This window comes from Acinetobacter sp. NigerLNRRAM0016, assembly GCF_054112845.1.
This window is the reverse complement of the sequence record NZ_JBSYVT010000015.1, coordinates 73,336-91,008: the sequence shown is the minus strand read 5'-3', so window position 1 is coordinate 91,008 and position 17,673 is coordinate 73,336. Positions and strand designations below refer to the sequence as shown.

General features: G+C 43.0%; 13 protein-coding genes and 1 other RNA gene. 7 read left to right on the top strand and 7 right to left on the bottom strand.

Translation table 11 applies throughout. The annotated features are described in order from the left end of the window. Positions 1–1,133 (top strand): DUF3987 domain-containing protein (locus tag ACWQ4X_RS11170; RefSeq protein ID WP_457903685.1); only part of this gene is annotated, 1,133 nt, incomplete at its 5' end. 192 nt (positions 1,134–1,325) lie between these two features. Here the strand turns inward: ACWQ4X_RS11170 and ACWQ4X_RS11165 are convergent. Continuing rightward, positions 1,326–2,678 carry a tyrosine-type recombinase/integrase gene (locus ACWQ4X_RS11165; protein ID WP_347932986.1) on the bottom strand — a complete coding sequence of 451 codons (1,353 nt, stop codon included), beginning with the start codon at positions 2,676–2,678 and terminating at the stop codon, positions 1,326–1,328. Between the two features lie 181 nt (positions 2,679–2,859). Continuing rightward, positions 2,860–3,219: a transfer-messenger RNA gene (gene ssrA, locus ACWQ4X_RS11160) on the bottom strand. Positions 3,220–3,347: 128 nt separating this feature from the next. On the opposite strand from ssrA, the gene glpK reads away from it, so the two are divergent. Beyond that, on the top strand, positions 3,348–4,832 hold the full coding sequence (gene glpK / locus ACWQ4X_RS11155; protein WP_457903684.1) for a glycerol kinase GlpK: 1,485 nt from the start codon (positions 3,348–3,350) through the stop codon (positions 4,830–4,832). A gap of 45 nt (positions 4,833–4,877) precedes the next feature. Here glpK and ACWQ4X_RS11150 read toward each other — a convergent pair whose 3' ends face one another. The 3 genes from ACWQ4X_RS11150 to ACWQ4X_RS11140 form a co-directional block, all read right to left on the bottom strand. Beyond that, on the bottom strand, positions 4,878–6,401 hold the full coding sequence (locus ACWQ4X_RS11150; RefSeq protein WP_457903683.1) for a DHA2 family efflux MFS transporter permease subunit: 1,524 nt from the start codon (positions 6,399–6,401) through the stop codon (positions 4,878–4,880). Between the two features lie 6 nt (positions 6,402–6,407). Continuing rightward, positions 6,408–7,541 carry an HlyD family secretion protein gene (locus ACWQ4X_RS11145; RefSeq protein WP_457903682.1) on the bottom strand — a complete coding sequence of 378 codons (1,134 nt, stop codon included), beginning with the start codon at positions 7,539–7,541 and terminating at the stop codon, positions 6,408–6,410. A 275-nt stretch (positions 7,542–7,816) separates the two neighbouring features. After that, positions 7,817–8,314 carry a thioesterase family protein gene (locus ACWQ4X_RS11140; protein ID WP_142767923.1) on the bottom strand — a complete coding sequence of 166 codons (498 nt, stop codon included), beginning with the start codon at positions 8,312–8,314 and terminating at the stop codon, positions 7,817–7,819. 108 nt (positions 8,315–8,422) lie between these two features. Between ACWQ4X_RS11140 and hemB the strand changes: the two genes are divergently transcribed. After that, positions 8,423–9,436 carry a porphobilinogen synthase gene (hemB, locus tag ACWQ4X_RS11135; RefSeq protein ID WP_100243009.1) on the top strand — a complete coding sequence of 338 codons (1,014 nt, stop codon included), beginning with the start codon at positions 8,423–8,425 and terminating at the stop codon, positions 9,434–9,436. Positions 9,437–9,452: 16 nt separating this feature from the next. Continuing rightward, entirely contained in the window at positions 9,453–10,571 is a 1,119-nt protein-coding gene (locus ACWQ4X_RS11130; RefSeq protein WP_457903681.1) for an NAD(P)/FAD-dependent oxidoreductase, read from the top strand. Positions 10,572–10,588: 17 nt separating this feature from the next. Here ACWQ4X_RS11130 and ACWQ4X_RS11125 read toward each other — a convergent pair whose 3' ends face one another. Further along, positions 10,589–11,485: a TIGR01777 family oxidoreductase gene (locus ACWQ4X_RS11125; protein ID WP_457903680.1), complete on the bottom strand. Its 897-nt coding sequence runs from the start codon at positions 11,483–11,485 to the stop codon at positions 10,589–10,591. A gap of 67 nt (positions 11,486–11,552) precedes the next feature. Continuing rightward, complete coding sequence (locus ACWQ4X_RS11120) at positions 11,553–11,999, bottom strand: ABZJ_00895 family protein (protein WP_457903679.1); 447 nt, start codon at positions 11,997–11,999, stop codon at positions 11,553–11,555. Positions 12,000–12,307: 308 nt separating this feature from the next. Here ACWQ4X_RS11120 and ACWQ4X_RS11115 point away from each other — a divergent pair, with 308 nt between their 5' ends. The 3 genes from ACWQ4X_RS11115 (at position 12,308) to ACWQ4X_RS11105 (ending at position 17,650) form a co-directional block, all read left to right on the top strand. Then, positions 12,308–12,685 (top strand): VOC family protein, encoded by a 378-nt coding sequence (locus tag ACWQ4X_RS11115; protein WP_457903678.1) that lies wholly within the window; start codon positions 12,308–12,310, stop codon positions 12,683–12,685. 105 nt (positions 12,686–12,790) lie between these two features. Beyond that, the gene (locus ACWQ4X_RS11110; protein WP_457903677.1) at positions 12,791–14,044 is read left to right on the top strand and encodes an exonuclease SbcCD subunit D C-terminal domain-containing protein; all 1,254 of its coding nucleotides are present in this window, start codon (positions 12,791–12,793) and stop codon (positions 14,042–14,044) included. Between the two features lie 9 nt (positions 14,045–14,053). Next, entirely contained in the window at positions 14,054–17,650 is a 3,597-nt protein-coding gene (locus ACWQ4X_RS11105) for an AAA family ATPase (protein ID WP_457903676.1), read from the top strand. The last annotated feature ends 23 nt before the right edge of the window (positions 17,651–17,673 follow it).

Here is a 17,673-nt window from a genome sequence, read left to right as displayed (position 1 = left end):
GTCTAGCTGTATTGACAGTTTTTGCGTCAGGCGAAGGAAAAGATGTATGCAAAGATGATGCTGCAAAAATTGCAATCGAAGTCGATAATACGAATATGCAAAGTTATAATGAAGAAATAACAGCATGGAAAATAGCGCATCAAAAAAATAAAGGTGAACGTCCGATTAGTCCTCAATCTATTTTTGTAAGAGCAACCACCCAAGGTGTATTAAAGCATATGAGTATTAGCCCTTCTTCGAGTTTTATTTGGAGCACGGGCGAAGGCGGTTATTTGTTTGGCGGTTATTCTTTACAAAGTGATACGAAATCAGATGCTTTAAGCACATTAACAGATTTAGTTGATCGAGGATCAGTAACTACAAATTTAGGGGGTGATGATAATACTCTTGTTATGAATAAACGCTTTTGTTTGGATATAGCGGTTCAAGACGTCGTTGCACGACCATCTCTTGAAAATGAAATGTGTAAAAAACAAGGTTTTTTTGCAAGATTTTTATTTGCTGCACCTGAATCATTGCCTTTTAAGGAAATCACAAAAAATAATCGTAAATTAAAGTCTTATGATGATAATGATATAAATATGTATTGGAGCTTATGTCGGGAACTGCTTGACCCAATAAATTTAGCTATTGATACAGCTAAAAGACAAGTTATTATGAAAAATGACGAAGCTGATGATATTCATATTGAATATGAAAATTATATTAATTTTGAATCTCAAAAAGATGGTTTATATTATTCTATTCAAGCAAATGCAAAACGAACAAAACAATATGTTTTAAGAGTTGCGGCTATTCTTTCTTTTTTTGAATCTAAAAATATAATTGATGCCAAAATCATGAGAAATGCTATTGATATATGTAAGTATTCTCTAAATCAATGGCTAATATATTATAATAAGGGTGAAAAAACAGATAGTGAAATACTATTCTCTTGGATTAAAGAGCAATATGAACGTGGAAATAAAGTAATTTTAAAATCTAGCATTAATCAAAATGTTAGGAAAGTAAAAACTGCTCAATTAAGAGATGCAGCCCTAAAATACTTAATCGAAGCTGACTATATCAATATTGAAGAAATCGGAAAAAAAGAATATATCTCATTGACTAATAAAGCTCTTGAGAACATCTAAATTGCCTAAAACAACTAAAATATATACATGGTAAGGCTTTGACCGTAGATTGTGATATCTAATGAAGTCTAAATTGTCTAATCCTCAATTTGAGCTTAGACAATTTAGATCATGTTAGACCATAGAATTCAGAATGCAAAACTAGAATAGATATAGCGCCAATAAGATTTTAGACAAATAGATCACGTCGCTCTAAGATGCTAAATCATTTTCATCTTTCAACATATCAAGAATAAATAATTTTAATTGAGATACCTTAACTTTGTCAGAAGTCAAAGTATTTAAATTATCGATGACATCAAATTGCTCAGTATCAAAATTAAAATGCTGATCATTTATTAATGCATCCAAATAATCTGCCCAAATTTGCATCATTTTAGTTCTTTGTTTCAAATAAAGAGCTTTATTATAAACACCTTCAACTCCACCAATAGCATGAGCTAAGGCAGTCTCAACATATTCTTTTCTAAAGCCTTTTTCTCTCAGAGTAGTACTTAAAATATGCCGAAACCCATGCGGAGTCTGGCGTCCTTGATAACCTAATGACTTTAAGGCTTTATTAAATGTATTATTGGAAATAGGTTGTTTTTTGGTACTTCTGCTAGGAAACAAGAATAAAGAATCACTAGTGATTCTTTTTAGCTCGTTAAGAAGTGATAAGGCTTGCAGTGGTAAAGGGATAATATGCTCTTTCCTTTTTTTCATTCTATGTGCGGGGATAGACCATAGATTTTCCTGAAAATCAAATTCTTCCCATACAGCTTGCCTCATTTCTGATGGACGGGTACCTAACATAACACTCAATTCTAATCCAATAGCCGTCATTCGATTTGGATATGCTCTTATTTTTTTCAATAATTCTGGCAGCTCTTTTTCTGAAACATGTGGCATATTTTGCTTTTCATGTTTGTCCAAAAATTTTGTAATACCAGTGACTGGATTGTAATCTATACGACCTGTAACTTCTGCAAAATCATAAATCTCTCTGCATAATGTACATAACCTTTTACCCATTTCAACAATAGGTTTTTTTGTTTTAGGGTGTAATTTTTTTTGAATCGTTTGAAATAACTCTAACCATGCCTTTTTTGTTATTTTTCTATAATCTAGTTTTCCCATGACTGGATAAATATGGTTTTTTAATGCTCCTTCATTTCTAACTCTAGTCGCTTCTGTCCATGTTTTAGTTAAACAAAATTCTATAGCTAATTGCTCAAATGTAAATGATTTGCTTAATAAATCAGCTTGCTTTTTATTTTCTCTATCAATTTTTGGATCTACCCCCTCTGAAATTAATTTTCTCATTTCTTCTGCATTTTTTCTTGCAAGTTTCCCACCAACTGATGGATATCCTCCTAAACCCAACCATGTCCACTTACCATCGCTTGGTCTTTTGTATCTTAATTCCCAGCGTTTGTTTCCTTTACTATGAACGGTGAAATATAAATTATTGCTATCTTTAACACGGTACTCTTTTTCTTCAGGCTCTAAACTTGCAAGAGTAGTATCAGATAAAGGATATTTTTTTATATCGACTCTTTTCATAGTTAAAGCCTTGTATGGTGATTTTATTACAACTCACAATATACATGGCACCATACAAACAATACAAGACTATACATATTCGTCGCTATTTATGTATATCCATAAAAAAAGCCTTAAACACTGATGTTTAAGGCTTTTTTAGTCATATTTAGTTATGTAACTTCATATGAATTTAAGAATTTGGTGGAGGTGGCGGGAGTTGAACCCGCGTCCGCCAACACTACGTTCGAGAATACTACATGCTTAGATATCGTCTATTGTTTTAACATCAAGAGACCCGACGAACAGGGTTCAAGACGCGATCCTCTAAGTTTGGTATAAAGCCCCGAGGCTTGACTCTATACGGACTTGTGTGCGTTCGCTTCGGTCGGGTTCACTGACCACAAGTATTCAGTGAAGCGGACAAGCGGCCCTTAGGCAGCTAGAGCGTAAGTTTCGTCGTTTGCGACTATTAAAATGCAAATTTGATTTACGAGAGGAAATGCGCTCTCGGCATGCATCTATGAGTTTCATCATCAGCGTCGAAGCCAAGAACACCCCCAAAGTACGCTGCAATCATAGCATAAATATCGAAAATTACGAGGCAATTTCACAGTATTTACAGAACTGACTGCGTTCTATTACATTATTGCGGTAATCTTTCATATTTCAAGAGTTAAAAATAAAAACATGAGCTATTTACTTGCACTTGATCAAGGAACCACCTCCAGCCGAGCCATTATTTTTGACGAACATGGAAAAATTTACGCGACGGCTCAACGCGAAACTCAAATTCGTACCCCTCATTCTGGCTGGGTCGAGCAAGATGCCCAAGAAATCTGGAGCACACAAATTGCTGTTGTCCAGCAAGCCATTGCCTCGGCCCATTTATTTGCCAAAGACATTAAAGCCATTGGGGTAACCAACCAACGAGAAACCACTGTGGTTTGGGACAAACGTACAGGCATTCCGCTTGCTCCAGCCATTGTCTGGCAAGATCGTCGTGCCACAGACTGGTGTGAGCAATTGGCCAAACGTAATCTGTTAGCCACTATTCATAAAAAAACCGGATTAAGAATCGACCCCTATTTCAGTGCAGGCAAACTGGTCTGGTTACTGGAAAATATACAAGGATTAAGAGCCTTAGCCGAACAAGGTCATGTGGCTTTTGGCACCATCGATAGCTGGCTGGTGTGGAATCTGACCCGTGGGGCGGAACATGTGATTGAAGCCAGCAATGCTTCACGCACCATGCTCATGAATTTAGCCAGCCAGCAATGGGACGAAGAATTATTAGAATTATTTAATATCCCTGCCTCTGTGCTGCCGACCATCATTTCTTCTGACCGCTATATTGCCAATACTGCCCCAGGTTTATTGGGCGCCGAAATTCCGATTGCAGGTATTTTGGGAGATCAGCAGTCTGCCCTGTTTGGTCAGTCTTGCTTTGAAGCGGGTACGGCAAAAAACACCTATGGTACGGGCTGTTTCATGCTGTTCAATACGGGAGATCAAATTCAGTATAGTCAAAATCAATTGCTCACCACACTGGCTTGGCAGTGCCAGCAACAGAATACCTTTGCACTGGAAGGCAGCGTATTTATGGCGGGTGCGATTGTGCAATGGCTCAGAGATGGTCTCGGCATTATTCAGCACAGCTCCGACGTGGAAAAACTGGCGTGCCAAGTCCAAGATTCTGACGGTGTCGTGTTGGTGCCTGCCTTCACGGGTTTAGGCGCGCCGCATTGGGACAGCAACGCCCGTGCCCTTTTGTGTGGAATGTCACGCGGTACCAACAAAGCGCATATTGCCCGTGCCGCCTTAGAATCCATCGCCTTTCAAGTTTCAGATGTATTGAACGCCATGCAGGCCGATATTAGCCAGCCCCTCAAAGAATTACGAGTAGATGGTGGTGCCAGTCAAAATGATATGTTGATGCAATTCCAAGCCGACATGTTGAATGTCCCTGTGCTACGCCCGAAAATGCTGGAATCTACCGCATGGGGCGCCGCAGCAATGGCGGGACTGAAGATGGGTGTGTTTTCAGATGTTTCTGAAATTGCCGAATCTTGGCAGCTGGATCGAGTCTTTGAACCAAAAATGTCGGAAGATCAACGTCAGCAACATTTACAGCAATGGCACACGGCGTTAAAGCGGGCGAAATCTGAAATCTAGAACATTAAGCACCACAAACGGTGGTTTGTGGTGCTCGTTCTTCAATTAGTGACTTGGACCAGTCACTTTGGTTTTCGGTTTCGGCGCAAGCCAAATGATTAAACTGGCCACCACAAAGACCAAGGTTAAAATCAAAAACACATGATCAACCGACATGGTCATGGCTTCTTTATCGACCAAGTTTGAAATCACGCCTAATGTGGTTTCATTGCTCATGCCATTTTGCAGCAAGGTATTTTGAACTTCAGTCGGATTTAAACTCGACACCATTTCAGTCCGTGCCACTTTGGCATGGTCATCCCAAATGGTCACCGCAATAGAAGCACCAATCGCACCTGCCATGGTTCTTAAAAAATTCATTAAGCCCGCCGCCGATGCCATTTCAGCAATCAACACCGAACCCAAAGCAATATTGGACAAGGGAATAAAGAAGAACGGTACGGCAAAACCTTGCAGCATTTGTGGCATCGCCAAAGTCATAAAGTCGGCATCTGTGACCCAAAAAGCACGCATTAGCGTCACAATCCCCATCAACATTAAACCAAAGCTGGCTAAAGCACGTTGGTCATATTTGGTGGCAAGTCGTGCAACAATTGGAGACATGGTCAAACTACCGAAGCCCATGGTCGCAGTCAGATACCCAGCCCACGTTGCGGTATATCCTAAATTCACCTGCACCCATTGTGGAATTAACACAATGCTGGCGAAGAAACCGCCAAAGGCAAACGCCAGTGATAAGACCGAAATGGTAAAACCGCGATAACGGAAAATGGCAATATTGACAATTGGATGTTGCTCTGTCAGTTCCCAGATAATAAAGGCAATTAAGCCAATAACCGTAATCACCGCAAGCAAACAAATAAAACCGCTGCTAAACCAGTCATTTTCATGCCCCAAATCCAGCATCAACTGTAAAGCACCAATCCAAACAATCAGTAACGCCAGCCCGACTGCATCAATCGGCAAACGGAATTTATCGGTTTCCGCAGGCTTTAATAAGCGTATTGCAGCCACGGCACAAATAATCCCGACTGGAATATTGATAAAGAAAATCCAGTGCCACGACCAGTTATCACTGATCGAACCACCCAAAATAGGTCCTAAAATGGGACCAACCACTGTAGTCATTGCCCACATGCCCATGGCTTGGGACTGCTTCTCAGGTGGGAAAATCCGCATCAGCAAGGTTTGACTGAGTGGCATGATTGGACCACCAAACAGCCCCTGACCAATACGGCAAAACACCAGCATTTCTAGACTGGTCGAAAGCCCACACAGCACGGAAAAGGTGGTAAAGCCAATCAGGCTAATCACGAACAGCCTGACCGTACCAAAGCGCCCTGCCAACCAACCCGTTAGAGGTACGCAAATCGCTTCTGCCACGGCGTACGAAGTAATGACCCATGTGCCCTGCGAGCTTGAAACTGCCAGACTACCGGTAATATGCGGTACTGAAACATTGGCGATGGTCATGTCGAGCACCACCATAAAGTTTGCCAATGCCAGTACAAAGGCAGCCAGCATTAAGCGACCGCCTTGTAAATCTCCAAATGGACGATACTGGTTCATGACAAATTACTTCGAACGCAAGTCGATTTTGGCTTCCATGGACAGTCCAACACGCAGAGGGTATTGCGCCAATTCTTTGGGATCTAAAGCAATACGGACTGGCAAACGCTGAACCACTTTAATCCAGTTTCCTGTTGCATTCTGTGCTGGAATCAAGGCAAAGGCTGAACCTGTACCGCCAGAAAAACCTTGTACCGTCCCGTGGAACTCCACTGCATCACCATACAGGTCGGAAACCAAACTCACCTTTTGCCCTGGACGGACTTTTTCTAACTGACTTTCCTTAAAGTTAGCATCGACATACAGTTGTGAAACCGGCACCACCATCATCATGACTGTTCCAGGTGCAACCCGCTGTCCCACCTGAATATTACGGCGTGCCACAACACCATCCAGCGGTGCTTTAATCTGGGTACGTTCTAAATCCAGCAAGGCTTGCTTTAATTTGGTTTCCGCAATCAACACATCAGGAGTCGAGTTTTCATCACTATCAAGAATCAAGGCATCATTTGCCGCCAAGGTGCTCTGTGCCGCTTTCTGACTCGATTTTGCCTGCGCCAAAGCCGCTTTAGAAACCGAGAGGCTGGCCTGTGCATTGGCTACCGCAATTTCAGCCGAGCTTAATTCTTCTTTGGAAATTGCGCCCGAAGCACTGAGTTGCTGACGACGCAGCAATTCTTTTTCCGCTTTGCCTAAATCGACTTGTGCTTTTTGCACCTGCGCTTCGGCACTATGAATGCCATCATCACTGACAAAAACTTGTGAATTTAAGGCATTGCTGTTGGCACGGGTCTGCTTGTATTGGCGTTTGGCTTTGGTCAGTTCTGCCTGAGCTGCGGCAACCGCAATTTTGGCATCACGATCATCAATTTGAACCAGTACATCACCTTGTTTCACTTGTTGGGTATCTTTGACCAAGACTTGCTGTACTTGTCCATTCACCATCGAAGTAATCGAGGCTGTTTCAGCGCCAACGTAAGCATTATCCGTACTGACCGAATGATTTAAAAAGAATGCCCAAATGGCATAACCCACAGCAACAATAGCCAGTATTGCACCAAAAATAGCAAAAGACTTTTTACGCTTGGCTTGCATATTCGCAGCATTGGATTGTGGTGGAGTAGTTGGAGCTTCTGTCATCGTTTTTTCCTTCAGCCAGACAGACTTGGTCACCACAAAATCCACAACTCAAACAGTTTTTTTGCTTATTTTTAAAAACTGAAGATTCGTGTCGATGAGAAAGTCATTTCTTTAATGTAAATTTGGCTAGGAATTTTAAATAGAAAACTCATCATTTGAGAAATGATTTTTTAGACTGGTCGGTTTATTAATTGATTCAAGCTGCCATTCTCTTGGCAACTCAAATCTTAGTTTGGGAGAAAGGTTCAAACAAAATAATTTACTTTTCAACTACTTTAGAACGCATAAGAGGCAATTGCCGTTGCAATGGCTTTGTCTTCGTCGTTTACCAAAGTCATACGCATGGTGCAGCCTTTACGCCCTAAACGTAAGGTTTCTGCGCGGGCGATAAAGAACTTGCCACGCCCAGGGGCTAAATAATCAACCCGCATGTCGACTGTTGCCAGTCGCGTCACCTTCTTAATGGTATCGGGCAATTGCTCAGGTTCAGCGCGTTTATACAACTCGCCCATCGCCACAATGCCGCCCACGCTGTCCAAAATGGTTGCAGCAACACCACCATGTAAAATTTGAAAAGCAACGTTGCCAATCAAATACGGCTGCATCTCGATATAGCCTTCAATTTGCTGATCGACCACACGCATCGTCATGCCATTATGGGAGAAAAATGGCGAACTATTAAAGGCATAACACAATTGTTGCAAGACCACATCAATATCGACTTTCGAGCCCAAATGAATGCCCCCTGTCCATTTTTTTTCCATATCGCTCATAAATTGTTCAAACACCTTAAATTTTGAAAAAACGACCGCATTTTGCACCTAAAGCAGTGGGATGGGTCTACAATACCGCCTAGTTTAATACTGATCAGTGAGATTGTTATGACTTATACGTTCAATCGTCCAGCATTTCCTGCCACTCGTATGCGTCGTATTCGAAAGAATGACCAATTACGCGCCATGGTCAGGGAAACACAACTCACCACAGATCACTTGATTTATCCTGTATTCGTATTGCCAGGTCAAAATCAAACCCAAGATATTCCCAGCATGCCGAAGATTCAGCGTCTTTCTGCGGATCTGTTATTAAAGAAAGCCGAAACCTTATTGGAACTCGGTGTATCTAAACTGGCTCTGTTCCCTGTTACGCCACAAGAAGATAAAAGCCTCACTGCCGAAGCGGCATGGCGTGACGACGGTTTGGTACAAAGCACCGTTCGTCTACTCAAGAAAGAATTGCCTGAAATGGTGCTGATTACCGATGGCGCACTGGATCCTTATACCACCCACGGTCAAGATGGCATTATTGATGATACTGGCTATGTCCTGAATGATGAAACGGTAGAATGCCTGATTAAACAAGCGCTGAGCCATGCAGAAGCAGGCGCCGATGTGGTCGCACCAAGCGACATGATGGATGGACGGATTGGCGCAATTCGTCAAGCCTTAGAAGCCAATGGTCATATCTATACCAATATCATGGCGTATTCAGCCAAATATGCATCCAGCTTCTACGGTCCGTTCCGTGATGCGGTGGGTTCTGCCAGCAACCTAAAAGGTGGCAATAAATACAATTATCAAATGGATGTCGGTAACCGCGCTGAAGCCTTGCATGAAATTGCACTGGATATTCAGGAAGGTGCAGACATGGTGATTGTGAAACCAGGAATGCCGTATTTAGACATCGTGCGTGAAGTGAAAGATACCTTTGGTGTTCCAACCTTTGTCTATCAAGTCAGCGGTGAATATGCCATGTTGGCAGGCGCGATTCAAAATGGCTGGTTATCCGATCAAGTGATTATTGAATCACTCATGAGCTGCCGTCGTGCAGGTGCCGATGGAATTTGGACCTACTTTGCCGAAGAAGCAGCCCTTAAACTTAAAGCCATGAACTAAATCACATCGAATCCTTATGAATATCGTCATTATTGGTGCGGGCATTAGTGGTCTATTGTCAGCTTTAGAACTGGCTGAACAAGGCTGTCAGGTCAGTATTTATAACCAGACTTATGCAGGTCAAGCCTCTTGGGCTGGTGGCGGTATTCTCTCCCCGATGTATCCGTGGCGCTATCCGCGTGCCGTTAATCATTTGGCACAACACGGCAAAGCCCTGTATCAGACATGGAATGAAAAATTACAGCCTGTCACAGGCATTGATTTTCAGATTCACGAAACTGGCATGCTGATTTTGGATGAGGCAGATTTTGAAGTTGGTTTAAATTATAAAAACCAGTTTCAAGAGCCGATGCAGCATTGCGAATATTTGCAACGTGAACAATTAGAGCAAGTCAATCCACATCTTTCCGAGCAATTTCAACATGCGATTTATTTCCCTGAAATTGCCAATGTGCGTAATCCGCGCCTGTTGCAGTCGATTCGCCAGTATTTAGAACAGCATCCGAAGGTGCAATTTTTCGATCAAACCCCGATTCAGAAATTCCATCTTCAAAACGACCAAGTGCAATATGTCGAAACTGAAGCTGGACAAAAAGTCTATGCCGATCAATTTGTGCTGACTACCGGTGCTTGGTCAGGTTTATGCTCACAACAACTGGGTTTAACGCTTCCCGTTCATCCAGTCCAAGGGCAAATGGCATTGATTAAAGCCCCTGCTCACTGGTTACCGACCATGTGTATGAATCGGGTGATGTATCTAATTCCACGCATGGATGGACATATTGTCTGTGGTTCCAGTATGCAAGAGTGTGGGTTCAATGCCGAAACGTCTGAGCAGATTCAGCAGAGTATTTTAGACGCTGCTTATGAAATGGTGCCTGAACTCGCTCAGTTCCCTGTGGTGCAGCAATGGGCAGGTTTACGCCCAAGCTCGCCTGAAGGGATTCCTTATATTGGACAACTGCCGCATCTCGCCAATGTCTGGCTCAATCTCGGACATTTTAGAAATGGCTTATGTATGGGACCTGCATCGGCACAATTGTTACGTCAACTGATGTTGAAGCAAGCGACTACGCTCGATGCGACAGCGTATAACCCAGCTCAATTGCTCAAGCCTGAAATACTCGCGGGATAAATACCCTCCAGATCAGATTACGCCAAATCATTTAAGGCTTCCTTCAAGGTCGGAAACTTGAACTCAAAACCTGCCTGCTGTAGGGCTTGCGGCTGCACAAACTGACCATTCAAAATCAGTTGTGACTGCTCTCCTAAAAGTGTCTTAAACACCCAAGCTGGCATATTGAGTATCGGATGTCGATTCAAACATTGAGCCGCAATATAGTCAAATTGGCATTGGGTTAGCTTTTCTGGCGCCACCACATTAAAGACCTGTTGTTCGGTGTCTTGGGTCAGAATAAACTCCATTGCACGGAGTACATCCTGAATGTGCACCCAAACCACAGGCTGCCGACCATGACCAATGCGACGCACTAAATTCCATTTAATCGGAAACAGCATCTGCGGCAAGATGCCACCACCGCGTCCAAACACCACACCTAGGCGCATAATTTTGGTGTGCTGTGTCATATCTGCACGGGCGGCCTGTTCCCATTCTTGACAGAGCTGCGACATAAAAATTGCTTGTCCGCGGGATTGTTCTGTACAGACTTGCTGCCATTGCTCAGCAGAATCAATTCCGTAAAACCCCACGGCCGAACCCGACAAGATACATTTCGGAAAAATTTGTCGACGTTGTAAAAATTGATAAAGAGCTTGAGTCGTTCTGACGCGACTTTGAATCAGTTTTTGTTTACGCTGCGCAGTCCATCGCCCCTGTGCAATACTTTCACCCGCCAGATTAATTACATAATCAATGGATTGCAGTTGGAGCTCGTCAAATTGCTGAATCCAGCTTAAATCAGGATGGGTTCGCGGTTGTGGTTTCCGAGAAACCCCGATCACCTGATAGTCTCGCTCCAGTAAATAAGGCAGCAAATGGGAACCAATAAATCCAGAAGCTCCCGTAATCAACACCACAGGCTTGTACATAAAACAATCTCTTGGCTAGATTATTTATCTATAAATGAGATAGACCAGAAATACAAGCCTGCGTGCATTAACCAAACATTTTGCTGGCCATACGCTGTGCCTGAGCCCCGTAAAACCAATAGGTGAGCAAATAAAGCGGGATGGCGATTAACAAAAACATAATCAACACCACTGCCATAAATTGCGGGTTTTGCAGATAGAGCAGCAGGTCTTGCCAAATCGTTGGATTACTAAGTGAGAAGAAATAAATTCCGCCCAATAGCCCCAGCAAATTGTAGCCCCAGAAAATCAGGCTGAACCCTAAAGTAAACCGTTTACGCTCGGTCTGTGTCGGTGCGCGTTTCTGCTGCTTCAGAAATTTAAACAGCACCCAAATCATTGCCACCAAATACGGGACTGCAGTGAGTATGCCTCCCATCCCGCGCGGCATCAGGGCTGCCAATACGCCACAAATACATGTGAACACAAAGCACAGCACAAAAAACCAGATGAAATATCGACGGAGTGGTATCATGAATGCAGCTCAATCAGGGCAAAATTCTATTATAAAAAAAAAATCGCTTTTTTTTAATTTTCTTGTCAACCAATTCAAACTTGCTGGCGTTATTAAGAGTACAAGGTTCGAAAACCGTTAATTTGTACCGGCATCCACAATATTTTCGGCGACCTTCGACCAAAAGCAACAAGATTGGCGTGAACGTCAAACTTTTAAAACAGCAGCTTAAAAGTTTGAGAGTTCCACCGTTTTTTGACCGACGATTTCATCATCACTCGAATCGTCGGTCTTTATTTTTCAGAACAATAAAAATAGGAATAAGCGCGATGCAGCCACTGGTTTACTTTGAAATTCAATCTTCCAACCCTGAACGCGATGTGCAATTTTACCAAGCAGTATTTGGCTGGCAGTTTAGCAAGGTAGATGGACTCCCGATTGAGTATTATCAAATTGAAACCGCCAACCTGCATGGTGGTTTATTAAAACGACCTGTTGAGGTTCCACCGACTCATTGCGGTACCAATGCCTTTACCTGCTCTATTCAAGTAGATGACTTTGATGCAACGGCTGCAAAAATCTTGGCGCTGGGTGGACAAGAAGCCATGCCCAAATTTGCCATTCCGAATAAATGCTGGCAAGGCTATTTCATTGACCCTGATCACAATACTTTTGGTTTGGTTCAGCTCGATCCTCATGCTGCCTAAGGCTGATTCTCTTGCGACTTTAGCTGTCGCCTTCAACATCTCCAGCGTATTTAACTAGGGAAAATATGCTAAGTTATACACGGCATTCTTATTCCTAGAGATCACATGACTGTACGCTTTTTTCATACTTCCGACTGGCATTTGGGACAGTTTTTTTATAATCATTCCCGCCAGTATGAACATGAACAGTTTTTAGCATGGTTGATCGAACAAATTAAGCAGAAACAACCGCATGCCTTACTGATTGCAGGTGATATTTTCGATGTCATCAATCCTGCATCCAGTGCGCAGAAACAACTATATCAATTCTTGGCAGATGCACATGCCGTTGCACCGCACATGCAAACCCTCATGATTGCTGGTAACCATGACTCGGGCTATCGCATTGAACAGGTGGAACCGCTGCTGTCCAAATACAATGCCAAAGCTGTCGGAGTCATTCATAAAAATGACGAAGGTCAACTTGATCTCAATCGCCTACTGATCCCAATTTATAATGAGCAACAGCAAATTGTGGCGTGGTGCTTAAGTCTGCCATTTTTACGCCCTGCCGAAATCACAGGCATCAATGAACAGACCAGTGACAGCAAAGATGCGATTGCACATTTACACCAGCAATTGATTGCCGAAGCCAAACGACGTAAAAGCGATGATCAAGCCCTCATTTTAATGTCACATGCACATATGCAAGGCGCGGAAACGTCCGACTCGGAACGCCCGATTATTATTGGCAATGAAGAAGCGCTTTCGACCGCACTGTTTGATGAGGTGATTGACTATGTGGCTTTAGGGCATTTGCATAAACCACAAAAAGTTGGGCAAGAACATATCCGTTATAGTGGTTCACCAATTCCGCTGTCCTTTAGTGAAGAGAATTATAAACATCAAGTTTTAGAGATTTGCATTGACCCAAATTTAAAAAGCTCAGATTGTCTGCAAATGCAGGTATTAGCCATTCCACGCAGTGTTGCCCTGCATCGTATTCGTGGTGAAATGCATGAGGTTTTACAGCAACTGAAAGGCTTAGCTACGGGCGAAATTGAAAGTATTGATCAACGCGAATATGTCGATATTGAATACTATAGCCTGACCCCACCACCCCCTAATTTACGTCAACAATTTGAACAAGCCTTGCCTGAAAATCGCTATCGGTTGGTCCGCATCTCACGCCAATATTTAGCTTCGGAACAAGATACCTCGAATGCCCATACCCTACAGCTTGAACCACCAACACCCGTGCAACTGTTCCAAAATGTATGGGAAAAACAAGGCTATGCCGCTGATGATGAGGTCCTGAAAGACTTTATGAGTCTAGTGAATGAAGCACAAAAATCTTTAGAAGAAGAACCCAACAGTTAAAGGCTTGCCATGAAAATTTTATCGATTCGAATTAAAAATCTGGCATCACTGGCTGGAGAACATCTGATTGATTTTGATGCAGAACCCTTAGCCAGTGCAGGCTTAATCGCCATTGTCGGCAAAACTGGTGCGGGTAAATCGACCATTCTGGATGCCATGTGCTTGGCACTGTTTAATAAAATTCCCCGTCTCAAAGACAGCGATGGCAAACTCCTCGACAGCGATGGTTCTGAATTACTGACCAACTCCCCACTGACCGTGTTACGTCGTGGTACGGGACATGGCTTTGCTGAGTTATGTTTTATTGCACAAGATCAAAAACGTTATCTGGCACGCTGGGAAGTCAAACGCGCACGTGAAAGCGCTTCGGGCAAACTGCAAAATGTACAACGCTATTTAAAATGTTTAACCGATGATGTGGTCATTGCGGATAAAAGCAAAGCCGTTGATGAAAATATTAAATCCATTACCCAGTTGTCCTTTGAACAATTCACCCGTGCCGTGTTATTGGCGCAATCTGAGGTTACGGCTTTTCTAAAAGCCCGCGACAATGAACGCGGTGAATTATTAGAATATCTGACCAATTCCAGTATTTTCGGCAAAATTGGACAGCTGGCTTTTGAAAAAACCAAATCCATTGCTACGCAACGTAAAGAACTGGAAAATGTTTTGGGGCATATCGAGCTGCTTTCTGAAGAAGAACGTGCAGAACTGAGTAGCCAACTCAAAACGGTACAACAACAGGTTCAACAACACGAACAAGAAAGAAATCAATACACTCAACAGCAGCAATGGTTTCAGCAACTGTATAAATTTGAGCAGGATATTGAACTTAAACAACAACAGCATCAGGCACAACAACAAGCGCATGCTGCCTTAACAACAGATCGCCAACATCTGACCCAGCTTGAGACTTTCTCTGCCATACGCCCCGTGGTATTTCAGCAACAGCAAATACTCAATACCCTGCAACAACTTGCACCACAAATTCAGCAACAACAGCAGCACTTTACTGTGCTATCCACTCAATTTGAGCAAGAAAAAACTCAATTTCTTCAAGCAGAAACAGCATTACAGCAGTTACAAAATTTCGAGCTGCAACATCAGCAAGAACTGGCTGAAGTACGTAAGTATGTGCAAGAACGAGACTACATTGCCGAAGAATATAAGAAAACCAAAAGCCGTTTACTGCAATTAGATGCACAGCAGCAACCTCTGCTCGAACAACAACAGCAGTTAGAGCAACAGTTGCAACAACTGGCTGCCCAGCAACAATCCTATACGGTACAACTACACAACAGCCATCACCTTGCGCCCTTAGATAAGGGCTTAAATGCACATCTTCAGCAATTGCAGCAATTTATTCAGCACTATCAAAACGTCGAAAATACACTAGGCAATCTGCAACAAGCACAGCAACAGCTTAAGCAAGACCAAACTCAACTGCAAAAATTAGTGACGCAATTTGGGACAACTGTTCAAATTGAAACTGGGCGAGAACAGTTACAGAACAATCGAGAGCAACAGCTCACTCGACTGAATCATCTGGATTCCGTTCAACAAAAATTACAGCAATGGTTTGCATTAAAGACTGACATGCTGCGTCTGAATGACAAATTAAATGCAGTTCAACAACAGTATCAGCAATCTCAACAACACGTTCAACAGGCTGAAACAGAATTCCAGTCTGCAAAAACTGAACGTGAAAAGTTGCAGGCTTTCTTGCAACATCAACGCCTGCTACATGCAGAGAATATTGAACATTTACGTGCTGAATTAAAATCAGGCGAAGCCTGCCTCGTCTGCGGCAGTATGGAACACCCTTATCGTGATGATGAGAAGTTGGTGTCAAAGGCTTTGTATGAATTGCAACAACAGCAAGAACAACAAGCCCTGCAACAGGAACAGCAATGTCTGCAACTTTGGCAAACGGCTCAACAACAATTGACGCAGCTGAGTACCGAGCAAACACAACTGCAACAGGCGTTGCAGCAGACAGAGACAAAAGCTAAACTGCAACGCAATGAAATACAGCAGAATTTAACCCAATCTGAACTTTGTTTAGATTTAGACCAAACGCAACCGCACATCTTGGCAACTCTCCAAGAATTCATTGCCAAAACCACACAACTCAAACAGCAGACTGAACTTGATTTGCAACAGCTGAATCAAGCACATAAAGACCAGCTGCATTTGACCCAAACAGTGCAACAGATTTCGCATCAACTGCAATCTGTGCAACAGTGGCAGCAGCACATCCAGCAGGTTGTAGACTGTTTATCGACCCATGAACAAGCAATGTGGCTGGAACAGCCTCTTACCATTGCACAACAGTGCATGCAACTTTTACAGCAACGTGCACAACAGCTTGAGCATGTTGAAGTCTTGCTCAAACAACAGGAGCATTCAGCCCAACAGCTGCAAGTACTGAAAACCAATCTCAGCAACCTTCAGTCGCAACATCAAGAACTCTCGCAACAACTTCAGGACGTGGAAGCCAAAGGCAAACACAATACTGAAGCAGCCCATCAATTGATCGTACAAATGACGGGGGCAACCGAGCTCAAAGCCACTGAATGGCTGCATCAACATGATCAGCAGCGTCAACTTTTACAACAACAATATCAGCAACTTAAGCAAAGCTTTGAGCAGGCGCGGCAGAATTTCGAACAGCACAGAAATGTGCTGGAACAACTGCAAGCGCAACAGCAACAACAGCAGCAAGCCCTTGATCAGGTCAAAACCGACATCACGGCATGGTTAACCCAGCACTCTGATTTCACCGCATCACAGCTAACCGAACTGCTTGCAATTTCTTCAACACAGGAACAACAGCTGCGTTTAAGCTTGCAACAGGCAGATCGTCTGTTGAATGAAGCGACTTATGCCCTGAGCACTTTACAAAATCAATTACAGCAACACTTGCAGCAGCAACCTGATATCACCCATCAACAATTGCTGCAATTACTTGCTGCCAATACTAAACAATTGCAACAGCAGGCTGAACAGCGTGATCAACTGAAATTAAAGCTGGAATTGCATCAGCAAAATTTAGCGAAACAACAGCAATTCGCGTCTCAAATTCAGCAAATTCAGCAGCAAGAGCATCGTTGGGCAAAAATTTCAGGTGCAATGGGCGATGCTACAGGCAAAAAATTCCGAGACTTGGCGCAGCAATACCATTTGGATATTTTAATTGAATATGCCAACCAGCAATTGGCGCAGCTCTCGCAGCGCTATACTTTAAAACGTCTGGATAACTCACTCAGTTTGGCAATTATTGACCATGATATGGATGGAGAAACTCGTTCGGTCGCCTCGCTTTCAGGTGGAGAATCTTTCCTAACGGCGCTGGCGCTTTCTCTCGCGATTGCCAATATGGCTTCAGGTTCCATGAAAATTGAATCGCTCTTTATTGATGAAGGTTTTGGAACCTTAGATGCCTCTTCCTTGCACATGGTGATGAATGCTTTCGATCAATTACAGAGTCAAGGGCGTAAAGTGGTGCTGATTTCCCATATCCAAGAAATGCATGAACGGATTCCAGTGCAGATTCAGGTGCAACCGATTGGATCAGGTTCGAGCCAGATTAAAATTGTGTCTTAAACTGGCTCTATCTTTATCAAGAT